We start from the raw sequence: 24,001 nt of genomic DNA, 5'->3' as shown, positions 1-24,001 counted from the left end.
GTCACAATGACAAGAATAGGCTTGCCGTGATATCGGAAAGCAATCCGTGTCAAATGGATGTTACGAAAACACGGCACTGGATTGTCCCACTTATAATAAAGGGGCCAAATAGAGGGGTTGCCATATGCTTGCTTGGCGCAGTTTTGTTGCTGTTCTTTCTGTATTCTTAGTTGCACAAATAGACACTTCTCGCGCCCAACAATTGCAGACGGCCGTTCCCGTCTTTTCCGCGACAGGACCGGATGCAGAGGCTTACGGTGAGAAACTCGGCTATCCCGTCGGCCTGCCGCTGAGCGAACAACGGAACATGATCGGCAATTTCAGTCACGCCGATAAGCTTGCGCCAACGCATATGATCGCCGCCGCCGAGCATCCGCTACTCCTCTTACGCGCGCCGTCCGAGATTTCGGTCAAGTTCACGTTCGGCACGGAAACCGGCTCCTTGTCGAAATATCTCGCCACCAATCCCACCACTGGCCTGCTGATTGCCCACAACGACACGATCCTGTTCGAACATTACCAATATGGCCGCACCGACCGCGACCGGCTTGTCTCGCAATCCATGGCGAAAACCTTGACCGCCATGATGATCGGAATTGCGATTTCCGAGGGCGCCATCCATTCGATCGACGATACGGTTGAGACCTATGTGCCGGAACTGAAAGGCACAGAGATGGGCGTTACGCCGATCCGCGCATTGCTGCATATGGCTTCCGGCATTGCCTTCACCGAAAACTTCGGCAACCCCGACGACAACGTTCATCTCAGCAATTCATTGCTCGGCCCGGAAAAACTCGACCCCATTACGGCCGTATCGCGGTTCAACAAGCGGGTCGCTCCTCCCGATACGGTGTGGCACTATAGCAATCTTGACACCGAAGGGCTGAGCTTGGTCCTGACCCACGCCACCCATATGAGCATGGCGGATTATCTCCAGACCCGCATCTGGCAGCCGATGGGTGCGGAAGCCAGCGCGAACTGGCAGGTCGACAGCACCGGCCAAGAGGTCGGCTACTGCTGCTTCAGCGCGACACTTCGCGATTATGCCCGCTTTGGCCTGCTGCTCGCGCATGACGGCGCCTTGAACGGCCGGCAAATAATACCCCGCCAATGGCTGTTGGATGCCACGGAGCCGGTCAAGCAAGGCTCGTTCCTGGCGGTCAATCACGAAACGAACCCCTGGGGCTACGGCTATCAGACCTGGCTGATGCCCGGTCCGCGCCGAACGTTTTTCCTGGACGGCAAAGCCGGCCAGCGCATCCTGGTCGACCCGACGACACATCTGGTTCTCGTACACACCGCGGTCCGTGCGAAGCCCGGCGATGTCGGCAGTGCCGAGCTCGTCGAACTCTGGTCCAGCGTGCTCAAACAGTTCCAGAGCAATTGAAGCGATCTTCATGCGTGCTGCAGAAAACCCGTTCTCCCGTTGAGGAGAAGGGGTTGGGATAAGAGGCTATCTTCGCCAGAACCGTTAGCCAACTTGTCACGGACACAAGTTCCGGCTTTCAAGCTTGCCCGAGCAGCGGCTAAATCCTGGCAGTTCCACCAAAGCTGCCGGGAGCCGTCATGAACACCGTTGCCTACGTCACCGTCGACGTCTTCACATCCGAACGCTTCGTCGGCAATCCCCTGGCCGTCATTCCCGATGCCCGCGGTCTCGACAGCGGCGCCATGCAGAAGATCGCAGCCGAGTTCGGTTATTCGGAAACGACCTTCGTGCTGCCGGCGGAAAACCCGGAGCATACGGCCCACGTCCGCATCTTCACGCCCACGGCCGAAATCCCTTTTGCCGGCCATCCCAATGTCGGCACCGCCTTCGTCCTCGGCCAGCAGCAAGCGATCTTCGGAAAATCCATAAGCGACAGGCTGATCTTCGAAGAGGATGCCGGGCTTGTCGAGGTAACGTTGTTGCGCAACGGTGGCAGCGTCTCCGGCGCAAGCATTCGCGCACCGGGCAGGCTTACGATCGGCGAAACCATTGCCGACGAACTGATTGCCGCTTGCGTGCAGATCGATCCGCAATCGATCCGCCACACAACCCATGCGCCGACTTTCGCGTCCGTCGGCCTGCCTTTCGCCTTCGCAGAGCTGGATAGCCTCGAAACGCTCGCCAAGGCATGGCCGAACGCCGCCGTTTTTGCTGAAGCGGCCGCACGCCACAAGGAAGACAAGACCGGCTTTTCGCTCTTTCTCTATGTGCGCTCGGCAGAAAATCCGTGGGCTATTCGCGCCCGCATGTTCGCGCCGCTCGACAACGTCACGGAAGACCCGGCGACCGGCAGCGCCTCTGCCGCGATCAGCGCCTATCTGACTTCCCTGCTGCCGGCACGGGATGCGGAGGTGAAAATCACTATCGAACAGGGCGTGGAGATGGGAAGACGCAGCCTTATCGGCGTTGATGTCAGGAAATCTGCCGGCACGGTAAACGAAGTCTTGCTGTCGGGCAGCTGCGTCTCCCTCATGCGCGGAGAGATCCAACTTTAGGCAGCCGCGCGTGGCGGCGCTGAAGCCCTGAATTTAGCCTAAAATGCGCTAAAACACCTCGTTGATAACGAGCGCCACGGTCCAGACGGCAAAGGCGAAGATAGCGATCTTCCAAAAATCGGCCCTGCGCCTCAGGCCCGGCAGCCCCAAAGGCTTGATGATGTGCACCGCCATGGCGAGCAGAAGCAGCATCGCTATGGCTTTTGTCACGCTATTTTTCCCCGTTTATGCAAGAGTGAGGGCAGCCGCGACCAAAAACCGCTGCACGCCTTTCGCGATCATGCTCTAATCGTCATAGGACGGACATTTTTCCGCGCCAACAGACTGTTTCTACAGGCCGATAGCGGCAATCCGGGACACAATCAATAGCGAATGCAGGCAGGGCACGATCCTGTCTTTCGGCTCCTTAAATGGAGCGGCATGAAGGTGGGGAGCATGAAAAGAAACATATTGCCGGTACTCGCTCTGCTGTTCGGCACGCTGTTCCTGTTTACGGGCAATGGCCTGCACAGCCTGCTGCTGCCTGTGCGCGGCACGGCCGAAGGCTATGCGACGACGACGCTCGGTTTGCTCGGCACCACCTGGGCGACGGGCTTCGTGCTCGGCTGCCTGACGGCGCCGAAACTGGTCCGGCGCATAGGCCATGTGCGTGCCTTTTCGGGCTTCATCTCCGTCATCGCCATTATCGCGCTTTTGACCGGCATTATCGTCGACCCCATCTGGTGGGTGGCGCTGCGCGCGGTGACCGGCTTCTGCACGGCCGGCACTTCGATGATCATCGAAAGCTGGCTCAACGAACGCGCCACCAATGAAAGCCGTGGCGCGATCTTCTCACTCTATATCGGTATTACGCTGATCGGCGCCGTCGCCGGGCAGATGATGGTGCCCTTCGCCGATGTCCATACGCCCATCCTCTTCATGGTGTGCGGCATCTGCTATTGTATCGCCATGCTGCCGACCACGCTGTCGACCGCCGCCTCGCCGCAGCCGCTGAAGGCCGTCAGCCTCGACCTGAGAGCGCTCTACCGCAATTCGCCGGTCGCCTCGATCGGCATCCTGCTCGTCGGCATCGCCAATGGCGCATACGGCACGCTTGGCGCCGTCTTCGGCGCCAAGGCCGGCCTTTCAGAAGGCGATATCGCGCTGATGATGAGTTCGACCATCTTTGCCGGCGCTGTGATGCAGCTGCCGGCCGGCCGCCTGTCCGATCGCATCGACCGCCGCTACGTGCTTGCGGGCATGGCTGCAATCGCAGCCCTCGACGGCCTGCTGCTCTTCCTGTTGAAGCCGGGCAGCCCGGCTTTCCTCATCAGCATGGTCGTCATCTACGGCGCCGTCGCCAACACCCTCTATCCGATTGCCGTCGCCCATGCCAATGACTTCGCCGCGCCGGAGGATTTCGTTAAGGTGTCGGGCGGCCTGCTGCTGCTCTATGGCATCGGCACAATCATAGGGCCGACGCTGAGTGGCCCGGTCATGTCCTCCATCGGCCCCTACTCGCTGTTCTTCGTCACCGCCATCGCCCATGTGCTGATTACCTCCTATTCGATCTTCCGCAGCCGCATGCGTGCCGCAAAGCCGGTGGGCGATCGCGACGCCTATACGACCATGCCGTCGGCCAACGCGCAGATGATCACGCCGGAGAGCATGGCGCTCGCGCGCAGCGAGACTTCAAAAAAGGACGATATAACTGTAAATTACGGCACCTGATCCCTCGACAAGGGAAAGGAGGAGCCGAAATGAGCCTATTCGATGATGATCGTCCCAAGCAGCCGTCCGCCCATGAGATCGGTAGTGACCTGTCGTTACTGTCGGTGGACGAGCTGAAAAGTCGCGTCGCATTGCTTCAGGGCGAGATAGCCCGGCTGGAAGAGGAAATCGCCACCAAGACCTCCGGCCGAAAAGCGGCGGATAGTCTTTTCCGCTTCTGACGCACCGTTCCAAGGTGGCTTGCCATAGCACGAAATCCGTGCGGGGGAGTCCAGGATCAAGGCATGGTCAACTCAATATTAAGCTTTACGACATATTACTATGACCATCCAGATTCGCTCTGGACTCAGACAGTTCCTCCACTTGGCGAATTGGTCTGATTTTTCTCCCTGTTTTACCTTGAGAGCCGCTTTTGCGGCTCTTCTTTTTTGTCCTGTATCGCGGACCTCGCCGAAACTGTGGAGATTAACCCTTTCTTAAGAATCGCCTTGCGAATTTCAGTTAAAACAACCATCTTAAAGTCATAAAAGCGGATGCCGAAAGCTCTTAGGGACTTGACCGGCTTTTCCTGAACAAAAGTGTTGCGTGAAGCAGGGATTTATTCGATGTCGGAACTTGGGTTGAACACGATCAGCTTTGCTGGCCACGCCGCATCGTCGGCGCAGTTCAGGGCGCTTTATTCTGAAGGCATGTCGCTGGTCGAAGAAACCGCCGGTTATCTCGACGGCCAAGGCCGCGCCGCTTCCAAAGTTCTGCCGCGCATGGCCTCCGTGCTTTATGCCGCCGAATCCATGCGACTGACCACCCGTCTGATGCAGATGGCCTCCTGGCTGCTCCTCCAGCGCGCCGTCAACAATGGCGAAATGTCGCGCGATCAGGTATTGGCCGAAAAGAACAAGGTTCGCCTCGACGGCTTCAACGTCGACCGCAACGCGCCGGGCTGGAATGACCTGCCGGAATCCTTCCGTGATCTCGTGGAGCGTTCGCTGCGCCTGCAGAATCGCGTCGCCATTCTCGATCGCGAAATCTACCGCCCGACGGAAGCTGCTATCGTTCCGGACAACCAAAACAGCGTCAAGGCACAGCTGACCCTGCTGCAGACCGCATTTGGCGGCAACTGAGCTTCAGACAATCCGCAATGATTTCAAACCGGCCGCGCCTGACGTGGCCGGTTTTGTTTTGAGCAATCATCCAGCCCTCCGAAAAGCCGTGCGCAGAGTTAGGCCTGAAGTCGAAGCCGGGCCAAACTTGACGGATTCCGTGAAACCTCTGTAAAAAAGAGTGCATGCTTCTCTCAAGGGAGAAGCAGGCCGATATCGAATGTGCGTGGAGGACCCAATGCGCCGACTCACTTCTCACGAAAATCAAATCCGAAATTCTGAGAAGATGATGAACCATGCGCACATTGAATCTGGGCATCCTCGCCCATGTAGACGCGGGCAAGACTAGCCTCACGGAACGGCTCCTTTTTGACACCGGCATAATCGACAAACTCGGCAGCGTCGACGCCGGCAGCACGCAGACCGATAGTCTCGAACTCGAAAGACAACGCGGCATCACCATCGCCGCGGCGGTGGTTTCCTTCATCGTCGGTGACGTCACGGTGAACCTCATTGATACGCCTGGCCATCCGGACTTCATCGCCGAGATCGAACGGGTGCTGCAGCTGCTCGATGCGGCAGTGGTCGTCGTGTCTGCAGTCGAGGGCGTGCAGCCACAGACGCGCGTGCTTGTGAAAGCATTGCGACGCCTCGGGATACCCTTCATATTCTTCGTCAACAAGGTCGACCGCCTCGGCGCACGCTATGATGAGGTGCTTGAGGATATGGCGACCCAGCTGGCGGTCCGCCCCATTGCAATGTCGATCGTCCATGCTGCCGGCAGCAGGCTCGCCACCGTGGAAGCTGCCGATCTCGGCGGCGATCCGCATTTCTCGCGCCTGTGTGAAGCACTTTCAATCAACGACGAGGCTTTGCTGGAAGATTATGTTGTGGCTCCCGAGCGCCTGACACGACAGAGGCTGGAACAAGCCTTGGCCGATCAGGTAGCGAAGTCCTCTATCCATCCGGCATTTGCCGGTGCGGCGACGCGGGGTCTCGGGATCTCTGCCTTGATCTCGGCAATCGAAACCCTGCTGCCGAGCCGGCAGCCGAACCATGACGACCCGGTTTCCGGGACGATCTTCAAGATTGAACGCGGGTGGGGCGGCGAGAAGCTCGCCTACCTCTATCTGGCATCGGGCACGATCAACCTTCGAGATGACATCGAAACTCCTCGCGGCTCGGCGAAGATCGGCAGTCTTCAGCTTTTCCGCGATGGCAAAGCGGACAAGGTTTCACAGGTTCACGCGGGGCAGATCGCCAAGGTCGGCGGGCTCGCAAATGCCCGTATCGGAGATTGGATCGGCATCGAAGGGCCGCTCGGCACGCTTCGCCACTTCGCGCCGCCGACCTTGGAAACCCGCATTCGCGCCCTGCGCCCTTCAGAAAACGCAGCACTCTGGCTGGCTCTGGGGCAACTTGCAGAGCAGGATCCGCTCATCAACCTGCGCGCCAATGAGGAAACAGGCGACATATATGTCTCGCTCTATGGCGAAGTGCAGAAGGAGGTCATCCAGGCAACCCTCTCGACCGAGTTCGGCCTCGACATCGCCTTCGAGGAAAGCACCGTCATCTATGTCGAAAGGCCGGCTGGAACGGGAAGCGCGGTTGAGCACATATTCAAGGAGCCCAATCCGTTTCTCGCAACCATCGGCTTGCGCGTCGAGCCACGGCCGGAAGGCAGCGGAAACAGCTTTGCCCTCGAGGTGGATGTCGGCCAGATGCCGGCAAGCTTCTATCGGGCAGTCGAGGAAGCTACGTTCGAAACGCTCAAGGAAGGTCTTTTCGGCTGGCAGATCATCGATTGCCACGTCGCCATGACGGCGGCGCGGCAAAGTTCGCCGGCGAGCACGGCGGTCGACTTCCGCAAGCTGACGCCGCTGGTGCTCGCATCCGCGCTTTCATCCGCACAGACGATCCTATGCGAGCCTATCGAGCATTTTCACGTCGAGATACCGGCAACGGCGTTGGCTGGCGTGCACAGCCTGCTCGCGAAATCCGGCGCATCGATGAGAAGATCGCTGATCGACGATGGTATCGCACGACTGGAGGGCACGGTGGCATCATCGATGATCCACACGATCCAAAGGCAATTGCCGGGATTGTCGGGCGGAGCCGGCGTCCTGGAGCACGCCTTCGATCACCATATGCCCTTATCGGGTCCGCACCGTGTACGGGAGCGCGCAGCGGCAAATCCGTTCGACCGTGCCGATTACCTGCGGCGTGTGCGATGAGGGTGCGAGCTCTGTATCAACGCAAAAAAGCCCGGCAAAACCGGGCTTTTTTCAAGCGGCAAATCGCAATGCGATTAGATGCCGAGACCGCCGAAGCGCTTGTTGAACTTCGAAACGCGGCCGGCACGGTCCATCATCTGCTGGTTGCCGCCGGTCCAAGCCGGATGGGACTTGGAGTCGATTTCGAGGTTCATGACAGCGCCTTCAGAACCCCAGGTCGAGCGGGTTTCATATTCGGTGCCGTCGGTCATGACCACCTTGATGGTGTGGTAGTCGGGATGGATGTTGGCCTTCATAACAATCTTCCTGTCATGCCAGGGTCCATTTGTCGCAAGGCATTGCGGCAACCGAACCGATTGAATAAATGAAGCCGCAGTCCGTTAAAGGCCACGGCTTCCAATTAAGATGGCGTGCCTATACATGAAGGCAGCGGCGATAACAAGGGGCGAAAACGTCGAGTCCCTTGCTGATATGGGGATTGGAGACGACTTGTCAGAGACTGGCCAGGCTGAGGAAAAGAAAACCCGTTCGATCCGTCCTCTCGGACGACTGGCGCCATACCTCAGGCGATATCGGGGCATGGTGGCAGGCGCAATCATATCGCTCGTCATCGCCGCCGTTACCTCGCTCGCCTTGCCGGTCGCCGTCCGCCGTATGATCGATCACGGCTTCGATCAGGCCGATCGCGGTCTGATCGACAGCTACTTCGTAGCGATCATGATCATGGCCCTGTTGCTCGCGGCTGCAAGCGCGCTGCGCTATTACTTCGTCATATCCATCGGCGAGCGCATCGTCTCCGATATGCGCCGCGAGGTCTTCGACCACGTGACGCGGCTGTCGCCCTCCTTCTTCGACGTCAATCAGTCCGGCGAGATCGTCTCGCGGCTGACGGCGGATACGACGCAGATCAAGTCTGCGGTCGGCGCCACCGCCTCCGTTGCGCTGCGCAACCTGATTCTCTGTCTCGGCGCAGTGATCATGATGATCGTCACCAGTCCGAAGCTCTCGAGCATCGTGCTGATCGCGATCCCGATCATCGTTCTACCGCTGGTCAGTTTCGGCCGTTCCGTGCGCAAGCGCTCGCGAGCCGCGCAGGAGACACTGGCGCAGGCATCCGCCTATGCCAACGAGACCATCGCGGCCAACCGCACCATTCAGGCCTACAACGGCGAGAACGCCGCCGCTCTGCGCTACGGCAGCGCCGTTGAGGATGCCTATCAGGCGGCACGTGCGGCGATCAAATCCCGCTCGCTGCTGACGGGCTTTGCCATTGCCATGGTCTTCGGCAGCATCGTCGCGGTTCTCTGGGTCGGTGCGCAGAATGTGCTCGCCGGCACGATGTCGGCCGGCACGCTCGGCCAGTTCCTGCTCTATTCCGTCATCGCCGGCTCCTCGTTGGGCTCGCTGTCGGAAGTCTGGGGCGAGCTCTCCCAGGCTGCAGGTGCTGCCGATCGCCTGGGCGAGCTCCTTGCAGAGGTATCGCCGATCGTACCTCCGGCCAATCCCCTGCCCTTGCCGCAGCCGCCACAGGGTCGCGTGGAATTTTCCGACGTCCATTTCTCTTACCCGTCGCGACCGAACAGATCGGCACTGCATGGGCTCTCCTTCTCCGTGAAGCCGGGGGAAACGGTCGCAATCGTCGGCGCGTCGGGCGCCGGCAAGAGCACCATCTTTTCGCTGCTGCTGCGCTTTTACGATCCGCAGAAGGGCCACGTCGCCCTGGATGGTGTCGATGCGCGCGATGTGCTGCCGGATGCCCTGCGTGAGCGCATCGCAATTGTCCCTCAGGACACCACCATCTTCGCAGCCTCCATTCATGACAACATCGCCTTCGGCCGCCCTGGCGCCTCGCGCGACGAGGTGCGCGCCGCCGCCATCGCCGCTCAGGCGGACGAGTTCATTTCACGCCTCGAACAAGGCTATGATACGCAGGTCGGCGAGCGCGGTGTCACTCTTTCAGGCGGCCAGCGCCAGCGCGTCGCCATTGCCCGCGCCATCCTGAAGAATGCGCCGATCCTGCTGCTCGATGAAGCAACCTCCGCTCTCGATGCCGAAAGCGAGACGCTCGTTCAGAAGGCGCTGGAGGGCTTGATGGAGGCGCGCACGACCCTCGTCATCGCTCACCGCCTGGCGACCGTCCTCAAGGCCGACCGCATTCTGGTGCTGGATCAGGGCCGTATCGTCGAGGAAGGCACGCACCAGAGCCTGATTCGCCACGGCGGGATCTATGCGAAGCTCGCCCGCCTGCAATTCGATGCCGGCATCGAGGAGCATATGCTCATTGCGAAATAGCGATAATCGGGCAAGTCGTGCCAAATACAACCTTGTAGAAATAGTTTCAAAGTTGAGCTAGATTTTCGGCGTTATCCCGCGCTGACGCGATTCTAGGAGACGAGAACCATGTATAAATTTGAAGTCTACAAGGACAAGGCTGGCGAGTTTCGCTTCCGCTTCAAGGCCTCGAACGGCGAAACCATGTTCGGTTCGGAAGGCTATAAGGCGAAGGCCTCGGCCCTGCATGCCATCGAATCGATCAAGGCCCACGTCGGCGGCGCCGTCATCGACGACCAGACCACCGCCACCGCATAATTCTCGCGTCACGCACTCGCTGCAAAGCCATCAACGGCTGGCTGCCCTTCGGGCATGCCGGCCGTTTGATTTTTCGGCCACAAATTTCAAAAAATCTTTCCGCGAGTGTCGAATTCACGCAGGCTCACGGCTCATCATATCGAAGCGGCAGGAAGCCGTTTTGCCAGCGGTGTTGTATATTCCGGCATTCAGCTTTGCAGGTTACGCCGTTCGGCCATCGTCAAAACTGCAAATGGGAGACTTTTCTCATGCAATATGCTTTGATTATTCGTGAATCAGCCGAGGATTTTGGGCGTCGTGCCGATCCGACTTATAAGAACGGCTGGGTCGCCTATACGCAGGCCCTTATCCAGGCCGGCATCATGACGGGGGGCGCGGGATTGACGGCGCCGGAAACGGCAACGGTCGTCCGTCGCCAGGGCGAGGACCATGAGGTAAAGGACGGTCCCTTCCCTGAAGGTAAGGAGCAGCTTGGCGGCTTCTACCTGATCGACGTGCCGGATCTCGATGCCGCGCTGGAATGGGCGCTGCGCGTCCCGATCTCCCAGCAGGGTTCGGTCGAGATACGGCCGCGACTGCAGATGTAGCCATCACATGACGTTGGATGCCGGACGCGCCGCCGAGCAAACGGCGCGTCAATCCTACGGCAAGCTGATTGCCTTTCTCGCCACACGCTTCCGCGACGTGCCGGCGGCCGAGGATGCTTTGTCCGATGCGATCGCTGCAGCGCTGAGTACTTGGCCGGAACGTGGCATTCCCGACAATCCGGAAGCCTGGCTGCTGGTTGTAGCCAAGCGTAACCTCCTTCGCCGGGTCAGGCACGAAAGCGTCAGGGCCGGAGCGCGCGACAGGATCATGATGGCCTTCGAAGAAGCGGAGGAACGCATGAATGCCGACAATTCCGCCTTTCCGGATGAGCGTCTGAAACTCCTCTTCGTCTGCGCCCATCCGGCTTTGGATCGCTCGGCTCACACCCCGCTGATGCTGCAATCCGTGCTGGCCGTCGACGCCGCGACCATCGCCAAGGCCTTCCTCGTTTCGCCGCAAGCCATGAGCCAGCGGCTGGTACGGGCAAAAATCAAGATTCGCGACGCACATATTCCCTTTATCGTTCCGGAACGGTCCGTGTTGCCGGACCGATTGGAAAGCGTGCTCTCGGCGATATATGCCGCCTATGGCCTCGGCTGGGACGGGGTCGACGGAGAGATCGGCAAGCAAGGATCCCTAGCGGATGAGGCGATCTGGCTTGGCCGCACTCTGCTTGCGACCTTGCCCGAGGAACCGGAGGCTGCGGGCTTGTTATCGCTGATGCTCTACAGCCAATCCCGTCGCGCGGCACGGCGCGATGCGAATGGACGATATGTCCCTCTCGACGAGCAGGACATGGCCCTTTGGGATGCCGAAATGATCGTGGAAGCCGACAATCTGTTGCGAAGGGCCGGTGCATTCGGGCGTTTCGGTCCATTCCAGTGTCAGGCTGCGATCCAGTCCGTGCATGCCGACCGGCGACGCTCGGGCATGACAGACTGGGCCGCTCTTGCCAGACTCTATGAAGCGCTTGTGATCATGAAGCCGACGACCGGCGCGCGCGTCAGCCACGCCGCTGTGACGGGCAGAGTGGAAGGCCCTGCTGCGGGCTTGGCTCTTCTTGACCGAATGGCCGGGCGCGACATCGTCAACTATCAGCCTTACTGGGCCGTACGCGCTCATCTGCTGACCGAGACTGGCGATATGGAAAACGCCACCAATGCCTATCGGACCGCAATCGGCCTCAGTGACAGCGAAGCCGTGCGGCAATTCCTGCAAGCGCGCCTCGATAGTATCGCATCGCCGGAGCGATGACTGATTATTTTTCCGTCAGCTTCAGCTCGATGCGGCGGTTGGTGGCACGGGCATCCGGCGTATCGCCTGGTGCGATCGGCTGGAACTCACCGAAGCCCGCCGCGACCAGCCTGTCGGCAGGCACGCCCTGCGAGATCAGGAACTTGACGACAGCGATGGCGCGCGCGGATGACAGAGCCCAGTTGTCCGGATAACGCCCATTGCCTGAAAGCGGCACATTGTCGGTGTGGCCATCGACGCGCAGTACCCAATTGATCTCGGGCGGAATTTCCTTGGAAAGATCGATGAGAGCCGCTGCAAGTTTGGTCATCTCCGTTTGGCCGGCCGGATTGAGATCGGCAGAACCCGATGGGAACAGCACTTCGGATTGGAACACGAAGCGGTCGCCGACGATGCGGATGTTATCGCGGTCGGAAAGGATTTCGCGCAAACGGCCGAAGAAGTCGGAACGATAGCGGTTCAGCTCCTGCACACGCTGCGCCAGTGCCACATTCAGCCGCCGGCCGAGATCGGCAATCTTCACCTGCGATGACTGATCCTTGGCTTCCGATGCCTGAAGGGCAGCTTCGATAGCGGCGATCTGGCTGCGCAGGGCGGCAATCTGTTGGTTGAGCAGATCGACCTGGCTCATTGCCCGCGCGCTCACCTGCTTCTGCTCGTCAAGCTCCTGCGAAAGCGATCCGGCCCGCTTTTCCGCGGCCTGGCTGCTGCCCGAGCCTGCTGCAAGCAGGGCCTGCAGCCGCGAGCGCTCTGTCTCCGCAGAGGACAGCGACGCCTGCAGATTGGCGACGGCATCCTCCAGATCCTGCTTGCTGCCCTTCTCCAGCGCCAGCTGCTGCACCAGATCGTTGATGCGGCTGTTGAGCCGATTGAGCACCTCGTCGCGCCCCGAAATCTCACGGCTGAGGATGAACTGGCCAACGACGAATACCGTCAGCAGGAACATGATCGCCATCAGCAGCGTGGACAACGCGTCGACGAAGCCGGGCCAGTAGTCGACGCTTCTCTGATGGCGTCGGTTGCGGGCGAGCGCCATGGCCTACTTGCTCCCGGTCTTCTCGGTATGGCTGATCCGGTCTGCGAGGCGATCGAGCGTGCGGCGCATCGATTTCGCCTCTTCCTGCTGCGCCTCGATCCAATCGCGCAGCATCTGCTGTTCGTTGCGCATGTTCTTGACCAGGCCCTGAATGCCTTCGGCAAGGTTTGCCATGGCGGTCACCGAACGCTGGCCGCCGCCCTCCTCCGCGATCTTGCGCAGATAGTCCGACAGCGCCCGCACATCTTCCGAGGAAGCACCGGCCGCGCTTTCGATGACAGGCGTGAGGTCGGAACCGACATCGGTAACGGAGGAAAGCCAGTTTTCGAGCTCGGTATAGAAGCGGTTCTGCGCGCGGCCCGCCTGCAGGTCGAGGAAGCCGAGGATCAGCGAGCCGGAAAGGCCGAGCAGGGACGACGAGAAGGCCGTACCCATGCCCACCAGCGGGCCGGAAAGCCCGGTCTTCAGGGCGCTCAGAATATCGCCGGTGTCGCCGGTGCCGGCATCGAGGCCCTGGATGACGTCGTTGATCGAGCCGATCGTGCCGATCAGACCCCAGAAAGTGCCGAGAAGGCCGAGAAAGACGAGCAGACCGATGAGATAGCGCGAGGTATCGCGCGATTCGTCGAGACGCGTGGCGATCGAATCAAGGATCGAGCGCAGCGTCGCGGTGGATAGCTGCATCGCCCGGCGGTTGCCAAGCAGCGCCCGCATCGGCGCCAGCAGCCGCGGATTGCGGCCGACCTTGTCCGCATTGCCGACGGCACGGAAATGATTGAACCAGCGAACCTCCGGCCTCAGCATCAGCACATGGTTGAAGACCAGGAGAATGCCGACGACCAGAACGCCGACGATCAGGCCATTGAGGCCGGGATTGTGCAGGAAGGCGACCTGCGCCTGGCGGAAAAGGATTGCCACGATGAAGCCGACGATGACCAGGAAAAGAACCATCGTCCAGAAGAAAGCCATCGGGCTGGAAAGCTTGTAGGCGTAATTTCCCGATACGTTGTCGGTCGATCCGAGATCCGACAGATTCACATTTTCCATCACACGCTCCGACACCGCATCTTCCGCAGGCGGAGACTAGAGCAACATTGTGCCGAATTGAAGAGACGGAAAGCACAAAACAGTCCGTTGGCAACAGACTGTTTTGTCATCTGAAAAAGCGAACAGAGGAATGGCTTACTTCGTCGGGATCGGTCGCTTAACCACTTCGGCGAGTGCTTTCTGGATATGTTCGTTGCCGCAGATGATCGAATTGGTGCCGAGCATGTCCGTGCCGCCATGGAAATCCGAGACGAAACCGCCGGCTTCGCGGATCAGCAGAATGCCGGCTGCAATATCCCAGGGAGACAGGCCGGTTTCCCAGAAGCCGTCGAAGCGGCCGGCAGCAACATAGGCAAGATCGAGCGATGCAGAGCCGAGACGGCGCACGCCCGCGACTTCGCCCATCACATGGCGCAGCTCGACCAGGAACTTGCCGTGATTGCCGCGGCCGAGATGCGGAACGCCGCAGCCGATGACGCTGTCCGACAGCACACGGCGCGAGGCGACGCGCAGACGACGATCGTTGAGGAATGCGCCGCCGCCGCGTTCGGTCGTATAGAGTTCGTCGGTCGCCGGATTGAAGATGACGCCGGCGACGATCTCGTCGTTGCGCTCTAGCGCGATCGAAACGGCAAACATCGGAATGCCGTGCAGGAAATTGGTGGTACCGTCGAGTGGATCGACGATCCAGCGATGAGCGCCATCCGTGCCCTTGACCTCTTCACCTTCCTCGCCGAGGAAACCGTAGGTCGGGCGTGCCTTCAACAGCTCGTCGCGGATGATCTTCTGCGCCTTCAGATCCGCCTGGCTGACGAAATCGCCCGGTCCCTTCACCGAAACCTGCAGGTTCTGCACTTCGCCGAAATCGCGGCTGAGCGACTTACCTGCCTTGAGGGCAGCCTGAACCATGACATTGAGAAGAGCAGAACGGGCCATCGGGTTTCCTTGGGTAATGCAGAAAGCGCTGATCGGGCCTGAAAGCAGGCCCCGACGGAGCGGGAGCGTCAGCGGAAATAAAGATTGGCGGCCTCAAGACCATAAAATCGGGGGAATTTCAAGTGGCGAGACCATGGCAGACGCAAACTGACCTCAGATCAGCTCCGCCAGGGCTCAATCCGACACTTTATTATCGCGCACGCCGATACTTGTTGGCTGCGTCGATGGCCGCCTTCTGCTGATAGTCCTCGATCCCTTGATAGAAATCCTCGAGCTCGGGGTCTTTCAGGCCGGCACGGCGGGAAATGACATACCAGGTAGCGGCCGCCACCGGATCCTGCTTCGTGCCGATGGCGTTGATATAAAGATGCGCCAGCTTGTTCTGCGCAACGACGTTGCCGCGATAGGCTGCAACCCTCATCCAGTTGAAGCCGTTTTCGAGAACCTGTGCGCCGCCGGTGCCGTTGATCAGCCAGATGCCCATGTCGAGCTGTGCGGTATCGAAGCCGGCATTGGCGGCACGCGACAGCCATTCCCGCGCACGCGCTTTCTTTTCCGGCGGCAGGTCGGGAAGGTTGAGATAGAGCTGCGACACGGCATATTGCGCGTCGGCGATGCCCTGCTCGGCAGATTTCTCATAATAGGGAAGCGCCATCTGCAGGCCCTTGGGGCCAGGATTTTCGGCCGTCAGCATCTGGGCTACGTTGAATTCCGCCGAAGGCTGACCCGCATCGGCCGCCTTCTTCATCCAGTCGTCGGCCTTCTTCTGATCGCGGGGCACATCGCGCCCTTCCATCAGGATCAGCGCGTATTTGAACATCGCCGTGGGATCGCCGCCCTCGGCCGCCTTGCCGTACCAGAAGGCGGCGTCCTTCGTGTCGCGTTTAACGCCCAGGCCCTGTGCCATCAGCTCTGCGATCAAGGTCTGTGCGGCCGGATCGCCAAGCTGCGCCCGCGGCAATGCTTTTTGGAAGGCGGTCAGGTAATAGCCGCGCTGGAAGGCGCCATAAGCATCGTCCACCTTGCCGGTGAAGGGCCGTTCCGGCGGCAGGTCGGGCAAGTTTGCCCCCATGCGCTCGAAAACCCCGACACCCTGAGATGGCTTGATGTCGCTGTCAGCTTTCGGCTCCGCGCCCGGCTGAATCTTTTCGGTCTTGAAGGTGCCGGCATCGGCGCCCAAAGGCCGCGTCATGACATTGTCGTTATGCTGCGGTGCAGCCGGCACAGTTGTGTCGTCGTCGGTTTGTGCGTTGTCATCGGGACGCGCGCCCTTCTCCGCCGGCTGCGAAACACCGGGCAGCGACGTATCACTGTTGCCTGATTGCGCTGCGGCCAGCAACGGAAATGCCGCGAGCCCGGCTGCAAGCACGGCAAGGAAGGATCGATGGCGGAATCGAGGCGCTGACGACATGGATCGCTATCAATCCTCAAACCGTGGCGCTTTTTCGTCCAGAAGCGCATTCACTTCCGCGACGATGGAGGGGGCTGCCGCAGGGTCGGCAAAAACCGCCTGATGCAGCGCGACGAACTCGGCACCCGTCAGGGCTACGTCCAGCGCCGACTTCGGATCGGTGCCACCCATGACGATGCAGGGAATTTCGATCATCGAGGCCCACCATTCGCCGAGTGCCAGGTTCTTCGGATGCGCCTCCGGCTTGATGTCGCCGTCAAGCTTGCCGAAGAAGATATAGTCCGGCCTGAGCTCGCCGACCTCCAGCGCGCTATGTTTGTCGGCCGCGCTGCCACCGCCGACGATCAGCTTCGGCACGAATTTTTCGACGGCTTCGGTAAGCTCGGTGATATTGCCGGCAATATGCAACCCATCAGCCTTGGCACGGCCCGCGACGCGGCTGTCCCCGGCGATGAGCGCTGCCGCACCTGCGGCTTGGATGACCGGCACCAGCTTTTCCGCATGTTTCTGGAAGGTGCTGTCATCGAGACCATATTGAGGAATGATAACCGAGGCGACGTCTCCGCCCCTCAAGGCATCGGCCACCGCCTTCGCCCGCTGCTCGATATCGGCAATGTCGGGAACGATGAGAACTAGGCGGCAACGATCTTCGGGCACGGTCATGCGAGCTTCCATGGTTTCGGCTTCCATCGTCAGCGACGGCGCACCGGTTCGATAATCGTGAGTAAATCCGTTAGCTCGCTCTGACAAGGGGCAGCGGCTGAAACCGGCAATTCGCAGCAGAGGACACTCATGACGCGAACCTTCGCAAGCGACCATTCTCACAATATATCATGCAGCGCACAATTAACTTGCCGCCCTTTGGTGTTTGACGTAGCTTTCGCCCATGTCGACCATGGACCCTTTCGCAGCCATCGCGGATCCGAACCGGCGTCATCTGCTGGAGGAATTGCGCCGCGCACCCAAGACGGTCAACGAACTGGCGCAGGGCCTGCCGATCAGCCGCCCGGCCGTCTCACAGCATCTCAAGGCGCTGCTCGACAGCAACCTCGTTTCCGTCACCAACGAAGGCACGAAACGCATCTATGCGGTCAACAGCCGCGGCTTCGACAAGCTGAATTTGTGGCTGGATCAATTCTGGTCCTGAAAAGAGACCTTCGCTTTGCGGCATTTGGCAGGCAATCACTGCAACACGAATCGAGGTTTTGGCCTGCCGCCGCTAGAGCTAAGCCGGTGACAGAAACGACATGACTTCTGGATGAGCCAGTGGCACGACAAAGCTGGTATCATTCAATGCCACCCACGCCAAATCGGTATGTTCGTGTCCGATCAACCTGGGCAATCCGCCGGACCAGCCTGTAACCTCATATAAATGATAGGTGGTTTCGTATCGGCTATCTTTGAAGAAACCCAAATAGCGGAAGGCGACAGGTGTAACACCGACCTCTTCGCGGGCTTCTCTGATGAGCGTGGCAACGATAGGCTCATCCGCCTCGACATGGCCGCCAACTAAATCCCAATGTCCCGGATAATACTGCTTGTTTGCGGCGCGACGCGCCATCAGAATCCGGCCGCTTTCGATGAATGCAGCCAGCCCGATTGTCGTCATATCATCTCGGCGCCTCGAATTTCGGCAATTTGCGAGATTTGCCGGAGGATCACAACGAGCCAAGAGTCGTCACCGACGACATTTGTTGCATAAGATGGGGAAAATTGCGCCAACCCCTACCTCCGACGCTATGAAGTTGGCGCATCCGTTAAACGGAAATGCTCATCGATCCTGACTGGGAATTTGCCTTAAGACCTTTCGATCCGCCTCTCTTGCCCTCAAGATCGATGGCTTTTAAACTTTGGAACGTTGCCTCAGTGGACTGAGGAACGCAGACGTTGGATTTCGTCCTTGACGCGCAGTTTCCTGCGTTTGATGTCGGCTATTTCCGTATCATTGCTAGAGGGAGATGACATTGCCGCATGGAGCGCCTCCTCAAGCGCGACATGTTTCTTTTCGAGCGATTCAAGATGAGCTTGAACAGTCATATGACCCTTCCTTCCTCTTAAGAGCCCTGACCATCCATTCGCCAAGGCTCTAGGTGTCAACCCTCCCACTGTGCCATAAGATCGAGCCTTTGTCGAAGGCGAAAACGTGGCCTATAGGCGGCAAATTCGTGATGAAGGATAACTTCCCGTTATCGTCATTTGGTGATAGGAGCTTGCGGAATTCAGGAGGCGGAACGAATGCGATTCCGCGATATGCTGGGGAAATGAACATGGCCGATCAGGAACAGGCGGAAATCAGGCTGATCGTGGCGCGTTTGCGCCAGGAACACGAGGATTATGATGCCGCAATCAATGCCATGATTGAAACGGGCTGCGACGCCCTTCGTATCCAGCGCATGAAGAAAAAGAAGCTCGTCATCAAGGACAAGCTAACCAAGCTGGAAGACCAGATTATACCCGATATCATCGCCTGAGGAGCACAACGCAACGATGCTGACCGAAAGACCGCCTGTCGCCATCATCATGGGAAGCCAGTCCGACTGGGAAACCATGAAGAATGCTGCGGACACCTTGGAAGCGCTTGAAATCACCTATGATGCGCGCATCATTTCCGCTCATCGTACGCCGGACAGGCTGGTGAACTTCGCCAAGGGCGCAAAGGACGAGGGCTTCAAGGTCATCATCGCTGGCGCCGGCGGCGCAGCACACCTGCCGGGCATGGCGGCTTCCATGACCCCGCTGCCGGTCTTCGGCGTGCCGGTGCAATCCCGCGCGCTCTCCGGGCAGGACAGTCTTCTCTCGATCGTGCAGATGCCGGCCGGCATTCCCGTCGGCACGCTTGCGATCGGCAAGGCCGGCGCGGTCAATGCCGCCCTTCTTGCCGCCGCCGTGCTGGCGCTTGGCGATGAAGAGATCGCCGACCGGCTCGACGAATGGCGGGCCCGCCAGAGCGCGGCGGTCGCCGAATATCCGATGGACGACCTATGAACGCGAAGACGATCGGCATCATCGGCGGTGGCCAGCTCGGCCGCATGCTGGCCATGGCGGCCGCACGCCTGAATTTTCGCACCGTCATCCTCGAGCCCCAGGCGGATTGCCCGGCCGCCCATGTCGCCAACGCACAGATAGCGGCCGCCTATGACGATGCGGCCGCGCTTGCAGAACTGGCGAAGCGCTGCGATGTCGTGACCTATGAATTCGAGAATGTGCCCGTGACCGCCGCTGAGGATCTTGCCTTGCAGGTAACGGTCTATCCGCCGCCCAAGGCGCTTGAAATGGCGCAGGACCGGCTGACCGAAAAGAGCTTCATCAATGGTTGTGGCATTCCGACGGCCCGTTTTCATGCCGTCGACAGCCAGGACGATCTCGAAAAGGCGCTCGCCGATTTCGGCGGTCAGGGCGTGCTAAAGACGCGCCGTCTCGGCTATGACGGCAAAGGGCAGCGCGTCTATCGCTCCGCCGCCGACAGCGCCGAAGGCGGTTATGCAGCCTTGGGCAGCGTGCCGTTGATTCTGGAAAGCTTCGTATCCTTCGAGCGCGAAATCTCGATCATCGCTGCCCGCGGAAGCGACGGAAAGGTCGCCTGCTACGATCCGGCGGAGAACGTTCATCGCAACGGTATTCTCCACACCTCGACGCTGCCGGCGAGCATTTCGCAGGAGACGGCCGCGGCTGCGCGCGACGCTGCGGAGAAGATATTGACGGCGCTGGGTTATGTCGGCGTCATCGGTATCGAGTTCTTCGTGCTCGCCGATGGCAGCCTGATCGCCAATGAAATGGCGCCGCGCGTCCATAATTCCGGCCATTGGACGGAAGCCGCCTGCGTCATCTCGCAATTCGAGCAGCACATCCGCGCCGTCGCCGGCCTGCCGCTCGGAAATCCTCAGCGCCATTCGGATTGTGTCATGACAAATCTGATCGGCGACGACATCCTGGCACTGCCGCAATGGCTGCGCCTTGACGACACGCTCGTGCATCTCTACGGCAAGACCGAAGCCCGGCCGGGCCGCAAGATGGGCCATGTCACACAGCTTCTCCGCTAAGAGCAGCGGGAAAAAGCCCTGACATGGTTGACAGGCCCGGTATGACAGGGTATTTGCTCCCCACCCTAAAGAGCGCGCCCCGAGCGCGCTTTTGATTGTTAAAAGACCCGGGCGAATGTGACATTCCCCCTCAGAGATCGCGGATCAGAAAAATGAAGATCAAGAATTCGCTCAAGTCGCTCAAGGCGCGCCACCGTGACAACCGTCTCGTTCGCCGCAAGGGCCGCATCTACATCATCAACAAGCTGAACCCGCGCTACAAGGCTCGTCAGGGCTGATATAGCGCGCGGCTCAGATCCCATGGATCGGGCCTCAGTTTTAGTTGATCGCATCAAATTTGTTTTGATCTTCGACATTGGCGGGCTACTATGCCCGCCATGCGCGTTTTTGCTTTGTCATATCTAGCCCTGCCGATTCTCCTTGCCCTGGCTGCCTCTGCACCCCATGCGGCGCTGGCTGATGAGCCAAACCCTGTGGAAAAGCAGAATTCCGGCGATTCCTCCGGCACCCTGTCGCCCAAGCAGCAGCTCGACAATCTGTTCACAGCGCTCAAGCGGCAGCGCGATCCCGACCAGGCAAGCCTGATTGCGGACCAGATCAGTGCCGAGCTCAGCGATTCCGGCAGCGCCACCATCAATCTCCTGATGCAATGGGCCGGCAAGGCCATTCAGGAAAAGCGTAATGCCGCCGCGATGGATTATCTCGATCAGGTGATCTCGCTGAAGCCCGACTATGTCGAAGGCTGGAACCGACGCGCCACGCTCAATTTTGCGATCGGCGACTATCGCAAGTCGATGGAAGACATAAATCAGGTCCTGCGCATCGAGCCGCGCCATTTCGGCGCGCTGGCCGGCATGGCGGCGATGCTGACCGAGCGCGGCAACGACGCACAGGCCCTGAAGATCTGGGACCGCTTTCTGGAGGTCTACCCGGCGAATCGATCGGCCCAGGAAGAAGCGGGCAAGCTCTCGGAAAAACTTGCCGGCAGCCGCACCTGATTGCATGCGGCGGTCTCCCGGCGGAAATCGCATTTGGAGGGATGAAAAGCCGCAATATCGCGCTAGATTAGCGTCTTAAGATATTTGATCCGTGCCGCAATGATCGATTCTTTGTTCGCCGTCATCGTTATCCTTATCGTTTTCGCCGCAGGCTTTTCCGCCTACAAAACCCGTGCCATCGAGCAGGCCTATCCCAATATTGGCGAGCTTACCGATATCGGCCGCTATCGCCTCAATGCCGTGCATCTGCCGCGCCCGGCAACAGCTGATCTGCCGGCCTTGGTTTTTATCCATGGGGCGAGCGGCAATCTGCGAGATCAGTTCGAAGCCTTTGCCGCACCTTTGGCCGGCCGCGCTGAAATGCTGTTCGTCGACCGCCCCGGTCACGGCTATTCCGAACGCGGGCCTGCCGAAAATGCCCTTCCCTCCGGTCAGGCCGATGCCATTGCCAAGCTCATGGAGAAGCGTGGCATCAGGAGCGCCATCATCATCGGCCACTCCTTCGGCGGTGCGATCGCGGCCGCTTTCGGCATGCGACATCCGGAGAAGACCGAGGGGCTGCTCTTCCTCTCCCCGGCGACGCACCCCTGGTCGGGCGGCGTCGACTGGTATTATACGCTTGCCGCCACCCCCGTCTTCGGCTGGCTCTTCACTCAGCTTTTCGTCATCCCGCTCGGCTTGCGCCGGGTCGAGACCGGCACGCTCAGCATCTTCCGCCCAAATGCACGACCAGCGGACTATATCATGAAGACGGCACCGGAACTGGTGTTGCGGCCCCAGACCTTCCGCAACAACGCAATCGACGTGGTCAATCTCTTTGCCTATGTCTCCGCTCACGCGCCGCGCTACAGCGAGATCAAGGCGCCCACCATCATCATCACCGGCGACAGTGATGATGTCGTGCTGGAGGAATTGCATTCGCGCGGGCTCGCCCGCGATATCGCAGGCGCCGAACTCATCACCATCCGCAATCTCGGCCACAAGCCGGATTATGTAACGACGGATGTCGCGATCGCCGCCATGGAAAGGCTGGCGGGCCAGCCGCGCGATCTGCAAGTGCTTGCCGCACAGGCTGAAATCCGCATCGCCAGCCTGACGGAGGAATCTTCGGAATCCGCTGCCGTATCTCAGGCCATGACGACATCGTGACTAGGCGCATCCTCGAATATGCGGCTCTGCGGCACGGTCTCGATGGTCTGCCGCACTGCCTGCAACATGATGGATGCCAGCCGCTCCGTCGCCGGGCTTCCCTCCGCCTCGGCACGATGCAGGACGAGATCGAGCGTCGGCAACGCCGGCAGGCCCGCCTCGCCAGGCGTCAATTGCCGCACCTTTGGCGGCAAGCCGAGCGGCGTGCGCAGTGTCAGGCCGAGACCCGCCGCCGTCGCAGCCCAGAGCCCGCCGAGGCTGGGGCTGACGAAGGATATCCGCCAGCCGATACCGGCGCGATCGAGCGTCTTCGTGGCGATGTTGCGCAGCAGGCATGGCGCCTCAAGCGAAGCCAACGGCATGACCTCACCGCTGTCGGCATGCCAATGCACAGCGCCATTCGCCGGACCGACCCAGCACAGTGGCACTTCGGCGATACGATCCGTGTGAGCAGTGCGGAAACCGTCGCTCCAAGCAAGCGCCAGGTCGAGCTTGCCTGATGTCACCCGCTCCACAAGTTCCGCATTGCGCACGACACGCGCCTCGATGCGCACTTTCGGATGGGCACGGGCGAAGCGACCCAATACGTCCGGCAGCAGTGTCTCGCCGAAATCCTCCTGCAAGCCGAGCCGCACCCAGCCCTCAAGCTCCGTCCCATGCAGCGCCGTGGCCGCCTCGTCGTTGAGATCAAGCAGCCGCCGGGCATAGCCAAGCATCGCCTCCCCGGCTTCCGTCAACGCCAACCCTCTACCCGCCTTGCGGAAAATCGGCATGCCTGCCTGCTCTTCCAGCTTCTTCAGCTGGGCACTGATCGCCGAGGTCGAACGCCCCAGCCTGTCGGCCGCCTTGGCATAACTGCCGAGATCCATGCCAGTGACGAAGCTGCGCAGTACATCGAGATCGAAGATGACTTTTCGCATGAATAACCATCCATATTTTCGGGAATATTTATTCAGAATTATCTGATTTTCAGGATGATTATCCGCTGGCATTCTATGATCGTCAAGTGACACGGAAACAGGAACGATCCCATGCCATTCACCCGCATCACCCTTCTGCGCGGCAAGTCGCCGGAATATCTCAAGGCACTTTCGGATAACTTCCACCGCGCTCTGGTCGAAGCCTTCGAGGTACCGCCGACCGACCGCTTCCAGTCCATTCATCAGCTGGAGCCGCATGAACTCGTCTTCGATCGGACCTATTTCGCCAGCAAGCCGCGCTCGGATGATTACGTCTTTTTCGATGTCACGATCGGCAAGCCGCGTAGCACGGAGGTCAAGAAAGCCTTCTATCGACGCGTCGCTGAACTCCTTGGCGATGCGCCTGGCGTCCGCCCCGAAGACATCATGATTACCATCACCACCGCGACGCGCGAGGATTGGTCCTTCTCTGACGGCCGCGCGCAGATGATCGAGCAGGTCTAAG

At 59.9% G+C, this 24,001-nt stretch carries 28 protein-coding genes; 18 read left to right on the top strand and 10 right to left on the bottom strand.

Annotated elements, in window-relative coordinates:
- Window positions 1-202: 202 nt before the first annotated feature.
- Window positions 203-1,387, top strand: coding sequence for a serine hydrolase domain-containing protein (locus FBZ99_RS06210; RefSeq protein WP_233788672.1), 1,185 nt, complete (start codon window positions 203-205; stop codon window positions 1,385-1,387).
- A 179-nt stretch (window positions 1,388-1,566) separates the two neighbouring features.
- A complete protein-coding gene (locus FBZ99_RS06205) occupies window positions 1,567-2,484 on the top strand; it encodes a PhzF family phenazine biosynthesis protein (protein ID WP_113355195.1) in 918 nt (305 codons plus the stop codon).
- Between the two features lie 48 nt (window positions 2,485-2,532).
- Here FBZ99_RS06205 and FBZ99_RS33050 read toward each other — a convergent pair whose 3' ends face one another.
- Complete coding sequence (locus FBZ99_RS33050) at window positions 2,533-2,694, bottom strand: hypothetical protein (RefSeq protein ID WP_173002429.1); 162 nt, start codon at window positions 2,692-2,694, stop codon at window positions 2,533-2,535.
- A gap of 225 nt (window positions 2,695-2,919) precedes the next feature.
- Here FBZ99_RS33050 and FBZ99_RS06200 point away from each other — a divergent pair, with 225 nt between their 5' ends.
- The 4 genes from FBZ99_RS06200 to FBZ99_RS06185 all read left to right on the top strand — a co-directional run bounded on the left by FBZ99_RS06200 (window position 2,920) and on the right by FBZ99_RS06185 (window position 7,528).
- On the top strand, window positions 2,920-4,194 hold the full coding sequence (locus FBZ99_RS06200; RefSeq protein WP_145631976.1) for an MFS transporter: 1,275 nt from the start codon (window positions 2,920-2,922) through the stop codon (window positions 4,192-4,194).
- Window positions 4,195-4,223: 29 nt separating this feature from the next.
- Entirely contained in the window at window positions 4,224-4,415 is a 192-nt protein-coding gene (locus FBZ99_RS06195; RefSeq protein WP_069611864.1) for a DUF1192 domain-containing protein, read from the top strand.
- Window positions 4,416-4,799: 384 nt separating this feature from the next.
- Window positions 4,800-5,315 carry a protease adaptor protein RcdA gene (gene rcdA, locus FBZ99_RS06190; RefSeq protein ID WP_113330375.1) on the top strand — a complete coding sequence of 172 codons (516 nt, stop codon included), beginning with the start codon at window positions 4,800-4,802 and terminating at the stop codon, window positions 5,313-5,315.
- 275 nt (window positions 5,316-5,590) lie between these two features.
- The gene (locus tag FBZ99_RS06185) at window positions 5,591-7,528 is read left to right on the top strand and encodes an elongation factor G (protein ID WP_145631974.1); all 1,938 of its coding nucleotides are present in this window, start codon (window positions 5,591-5,593) and stop codon (window positions 7,526-7,528) included.
- Window positions 7,529-7,602: 74 nt separating this feature from the next.
- Here FBZ99_RS06185 and rpmE read toward each other — a convergent pair whose 3' ends face one another.
- Window positions 7,603-7,824 (bottom strand): 50S ribosomal protein L31, encoded by a 222-nt coding sequence (rpmE, locus tag FBZ99_RS06180; protein WP_034503571.1) that lies wholly within the window; start codon window positions 7,822-7,824, stop codon window positions 7,603-7,605.
- A gap of 175 nt (window positions 7,825-7,999) precedes the next feature.
- Here rpmE and FBZ99_RS06175 point away from each other — a divergent pair, with 175 nt between their 5' ends.
- The 4 genes from FBZ99_RS06175 (at window position 8,000) to FBZ99_RS06160 (ending at window position 11,959) form a co-directional block, all read left to right on the top strand.
- Window positions 8,000-9,820 carry an ABC transporter transmembrane domain-containing protein gene (locus FBZ99_RS06175; RefSeq protein ID WP_442966448.1) on the top strand — a complete coding sequence of 607 codons (1,821 nt, stop codon included), beginning with the start codon at window positions 8,000-8,002 and terminating at the stop codon, window positions 9,818-9,820.
- A gap of 108 nt (window positions 9,821-9,928) precedes the next feature.
- On the top strand, window positions 9,929-10,117 hold the full coding sequence (locus FBZ99_RS06170) for a YegP family protein (RefSeq protein ID WP_015341032.1): 189 nt from the start codon (window positions 9,929-9,931) through the stop codon (window positions 10,115-10,117).
- 248 nt (window positions 10,118-10,365) lie between these two features.
- Window positions 10,366-10,704, top strand: a complete 339-nt coding sequence (locus tag FBZ99_RS06165; RefSeq protein ID WP_113330377.1) for a YciI family protein — start codon at window positions 10,366-10,368, stop codon at window positions 10,702-10,704.
- Between the two features lie 7 nt (window positions 10,705-10,711).
- Entirely contained in the window at window positions 10,712-11,959 is a 1,248-nt protein-coding gene (locus FBZ99_RS06160) for an RNA polymerase sigma factor (protein WP_145631970.1), read from the top strand.
- 4 nt (window positions 11,960-11,963) lie between these two features.
- On the opposite strand, the gene FBZ99_RS06155 is transcribed toward FBZ99_RS06160, so the two are convergent.
- From FBZ99_RS06155 to FBZ99_RS06135, 5 genes are all read right to left on the bottom strand, one after another.
- The gene (locus tag FBZ99_RS06155; protein WP_113421520.1) at window positions 11,964-12,995 is read right to left on the bottom strand and encodes a peptidoglycan -binding protein; all 1,032 of its coding nucleotides are present in this window, start codon (window positions 12,993-12,995) and stop codon (window positions 11,964-11,966) included.
- A gap of 3 nt (window positions 12,996-12,998) precedes the next feature.
- Window positions 12,999-14,042 carry a MotA/TolQ/ExbB proton channel family protein gene (locus tag FBZ99_RS06150; protein ID WP_113355205.1) on the bottom strand — a complete coding sequence of 348 codons (1,044 nt, stop codon included), beginning with the start codon at window positions 14,040-14,042 and terminating at the stop codon, window positions 12,999-13,001.
- 135 nt (window positions 14,043-14,177) lie between these two features.
- Window positions 14,178-14,978 (bottom strand): inositol monophosphatase family protein, encoded by an 801-nt coding sequence (locus FBZ99_RS06145; protein ID WP_112503102.1) that lies wholly within the window; start codon window positions 14,976-14,978, stop codon window positions 14,178-14,180.
- A gap of 190 nt (window positions 14,979-15,168) precedes the next feature.
- Complete coding sequence (locus tag FBZ99_RS06140) at window positions 15,169-16,389, bottom strand: tetratricopeptide repeat protein (RefSeq protein ID WP_145631968.1); 1,221 nt, start codon at window positions 16,387-16,389, stop codon at window positions 15,169-15,171.
- Window positions 16,390-16,398: 9 nt separating this feature from the next.
- Window positions 16,399-17,052, bottom strand: a complete 654-nt coding sequence (locus tag FBZ99_RS06135) for a thiamine phosphate synthase (RefSeq protein WP_145631966.1) — start codon at window positions 17,050-17,052, stop codon at window positions 16,399-16,401.
- Window positions 17,053-17,275: 223 nt separating this feature from the next.
- Between FBZ99_RS06135 and FBZ99_RS06130 the strand changes: the two genes are divergently transcribed.
- A complete protein-coding gene (locus tag FBZ99_RS06130; protein ID WP_015341040.1) occupies window positions 17,276-17,536 on the top strand; it encodes an ArsR/SmtB family transcription factor in 261 nt (86 codons plus the stop codon).
- Between the two features lie 78 nt (window positions 17,537-17,614).
- On the opposite strand, the gene FBZ99_RS06125 is transcribed toward FBZ99_RS06130, so the two are convergent.
- Window positions 17,615-17,998 carry an NUDIX hydrolase gene (locus FBZ99_RS06125; protein WP_113330382.1) on the bottom strand — a complete coding sequence of 128 codons (384 nt, stop codon included), beginning with the start codon at window positions 17,996-17,998 and terminating at the stop codon, window positions 17,615-17,617.
- A gap of 254 nt (window positions 17,999-18,252) precedes the next feature.
- Window positions 18,253-18,426 carry a YdcH family protein gene (locus tag FBZ99_RS06120; protein ID WP_069613224.1) on the bottom strand — a complete coding sequence of 58 codons (174 nt, stop codon included), beginning with the start codon at window positions 18,424-18,426 and terminating at the stop codon, window positions 18,253-18,255.
- 230 nt (window positions 18,427-18,656) lie between these two features.
- Between FBZ99_RS06120 and FBZ99_RS06115 the strand changes: the two genes are divergently transcribed.
- The 6 genes from FBZ99_RS06115 (at window position 18,657) to FBZ99_RS06090 (ending at window position 22,576) form a co-directional block, all read left to right on the top strand.
- Window positions 18,657-18,860 (top strand): YdcH family protein, encoded by a 204-nt coding sequence (locus FBZ99_RS06115; RefSeq protein ID WP_015341042.1) that lies wholly within the window; start codon window positions 18,657-18,659, stop codon window positions 18,858-18,860.
- Between the two features lie 16 nt (window positions 18,861-18,876).
- Window positions 18,877-19,374, top strand: a complete 498-nt coding sequence (gene purE / locus FBZ99_RS06110) for a 5-(carboxyamino)imidazole ribonucleotide mutase (protein ID WP_173002428.1) — start codon at window positions 18,877-18,879, stop codon at window positions 19,372-19,374.
- The gene (locus FBZ99_RS06105; protein WP_145631964.1) at window positions 19,371-20,429 is read left to right on the top strand and encodes a 5-(carboxyamino)imidazole ribonucleotide synthase; all 1,059 of its coding nucleotides are present in this window, start codon (window positions 19,371-19,373) and stop codon (window positions 20,427-20,429) included. The genes purE and FBZ99_RS06105 overlap by 4 nt, the downstream gene beginning before the upstream one ends.
- Before the next feature lie 152 nt (window positions 20,430-20,581).
- Window positions 20,582-20,707, top strand: a complete 126-nt coding sequence (gene ykgO / locus FBZ99_RS06100; protein ID WP_003582204.1) for a type B 50S ribosomal protein L36 — start codon at window positions 20,582-20,584, stop codon at window positions 20,705-20,707.
- Between the two features lie 90 nt (window positions 20,708-20,797).
- Window positions 20,798-21,427, top strand: coding sequence for a hypothetical protein (locus FBZ99_RS06095; RefSeq protein ID WP_145631962.1), 630 nt, complete (start codon window positions 20,798-20,800; stop codon window positions 21,425-21,427).
- A gap of 99 nt (window positions 21,428-21,526) precedes the next feature.
- Window positions 21,527-22,576 carry an alpha/beta fold hydrolase gene (locus FBZ99_RS06090; RefSeq protein WP_145631960.1) on the top strand — a complete coding sequence of 350 codons (1,050 nt, stop codon included), beginning with the start codon at window positions 21,527-21,529 and terminating at the stop codon, window positions 22,574-22,576.
- Here the strand turns inward: FBZ99_RS06090 and FBZ99_RS06085 are convergent.
- Window positions 22,555-23,496, bottom strand: a complete 942-nt coding sequence (locus FBZ99_RS06085; protein ID WP_145631958.1) for a LysR substrate-binding domain-containing protein — start codon at window positions 23,494-23,496, stop codon at window positions 22,555-22,557. The two genes, FBZ99_RS06090 and FBZ99_RS06085, sit on opposite strands and share 22 nt — an antisense overlap.
- 111 nt (window positions 23,497-23,607) lie before the next feature.
- Here FBZ99_RS06085 and FBZ99_RS06080 point away from each other — a divergent pair, with 111 nt between their 5' ends.
- Window positions 23,608-24,000: a tautomerase family protein gene (locus tag FBZ99_RS06080; RefSeq protein WP_113355216.1), complete on the top strand. Its 393-nt coding sequence runs from the start codon at window positions 23,608-23,610 to the stop codon at window positions 23,998-24,000.
- The last annotated feature ends 1 nt before the right edge of the window (window position 24,001 follow it).

Origin of the sequence: Rhizobium sp. ERR 1071, from assembly GCF_007828675.1 — a bacterium.
Taxonomy (GTDB): Bacteria; Pseudomonadota; Alphaproteobacteria; order Rhizobiales; family Rhizobiaceae; genus Rhizobium; species Rhizobium dioscoreae.
Note: the sequence above shows the minus strand (reverse complement) of the source record. Positions and strands in the feature narration are given on the sequence as shown.

Bases quoted from the DNA above. Each gene is read 5' to 3' on its own strand.
- FBZ99_RS06205 (WP_113355195.1), top strand. From the start codon at position 1,567: ATGAACACCGTTGCCTACGTCACCGTCGACGTCTTCACATCCGAACGC.
- FBZ99_RS06200 (WP_145631976.1), top strand. From the start codon at position 2,920: ATGAAAAGAAACATATTGCCGGTACTCGCTCTGCTGTTCGGCACGCTG.
- FBZ99_RS06195 (WP_069611864.1), top strand. From the start codon at position 4,224: ATGAGCCTATTCGATGATGATCGTCCCAAGCAGCCGTCCGCCCATGAG.
- rcdA (WP_113330375.1), top strand. From the start codon at position 4,800: ATGTCGGAACTTGGGTTGAACACGATCAGCTTTGCTGGCCACGCCGCA.
- FBZ99_RS06185 (WP_145631974.1), top strand. From the start codon at position 5,591: ATGCGCACATTGAATCTGGGCATCCTCGCCCATGTAGACGCGGGCAAG.
- rpmE (WP_034503571.1), bottom strand. From the start codon at position 7,824: ATGAAGGCCAACATCCATCCCGACTACCACACCATCAAGGTGGTCATG.
- FBZ99_RS06175 (WP_442966448.1), top strand. From the start codon at position 8,000: ATGGGGATTGGAGACGACTTGTCAGAGACTGGCCAGGCTGAGGAAAAG.
- FBZ99_RS06170 (WP_015341032.1), top strand. From the start codon at position 9,929: ATGTATAAATTTGAAGTCTACAAGGACAAGGCTGGCGAGTTTCGCTTC.
- FBZ99_RS06165 (WP_113330377.1), top strand. From the start codon at position 10,366: ATGCAATATGCTTTGATTATTCGTGAATCAGCCGAGGATTTTGGGCGT.
- FBZ99_RS06160 (WP_145631970.1), top strand. From the start codon at position 10,712: ATGACGTTGGATGCCGGACGCGCCGCCGAGCAAACGGCGCGTCAATCC.
- FBZ99_RS06155 (WP_113421520.1), bottom strand. From the start codon at position 12,995: ATGGCGCTCGCCCGCAACCGACGCCATCAGAGAAGCGTCGACTACTGG.
- FBZ99_RS06150 (WP_113355205.1), bottom strand. From the start codon at position 14,042: ATGGAAAATGTGAATCTGTCGGATCTCGGATCGACCGACAACGTATCG.
- FBZ99_RS06145 (WP_112503102.1), bottom strand. From the start codon at position 14,978: ATGGCCCGTTCTGCTCTTCTCAATGTCATGGTTCAGGCTGCCCTCAAG.
- FBZ99_RS06140 (WP_145631968.1), bottom strand. From the start codon at position 16,389: ATGTCGTCAGCGCCTCGATTCCGCCATCGATCCTTCCTTGCCGTGCTT.
- FBZ99_RS06135 (WP_145631966.1), bottom strand. From the start codon at position 17,052: ATGACCGTGCCCGAAGATCGTTGCCGCCTAGTTCTCATCGTTCCCGAC.
- FBZ99_RS06130 (WP_015341040.1), top strand. From the start codon at position 17,276: ATGTCGACCATGGACCCTTTCGCAGCCATCGCGGATCCGAACCGGCGT.
- FBZ99_RS06125 (WP_113330382.1), bottom strand. From the start codon at position 17,998: ATGACGACAATCGGGCTGGCTGCATTCATCGAAAGCGGCCGGATTCTG.
- FBZ99_RS06120 (WP_069613224.1), bottom strand. From the start codon at position 18,426: ATGACTGTTCAAGCTCATCTTGAATCGCTCGAAAAGAAACATGTCGCG.
- FBZ99_RS06115 (WP_015341042.1), top strand. From the start codon at position 18,657: ATGGCCGATCAGGAACAGGCGGAAATCAGGCTGATCGTGGCGCGTTTG.
- purE (WP_173002428.1), top strand. From the start codon at position 18,877: ATGCTGACCGAAAGACCGCCTGTCGCCATCATCATGGGAAGCCAGTCC.
- FBZ99_RS06105 (WP_145631964.1), top strand. From the start codon at position 19,371: ATGAACGCGAAGACGATCGGCATCATCGGCGGTGGCCAGCTCGGCCGC.
- ykgO (WP_003582204.1), top strand. From the start codon at position 20,582: ATGAAGATCAAGAATTCGCTCAAGTCGCTCAAGGCGCGCCACCGTGAC.
- FBZ99_RS06095 (WP_145631962.1), top strand. From the start codon at position 20,798: ATGCCCGCCATGCGCGTTTTTGCTTTGTCATATCTAGCCCTGCCGATT.
- FBZ99_RS06090 (WP_145631960.1), top strand. From the start codon at position 21,527: ATGATCGATTCTTTGTTCGCCGTCATCGTTATCCTTATCGTTTTCGCC.
- FBZ99_RS06085 (WP_145631958.1), bottom strand. From the start codon at position 23,496: ATGCGAAAAGTCATCTTCGATCTCGATGTACTGCGCAGCTTCGTCACT.
- FBZ99_RS06080 (WP_113355216.1), top strand. From the start codon at position 23,608: ATGCCATTCACCCGCATCACCCTTCTGCGCGGCAAGTCGCCGGAATAT.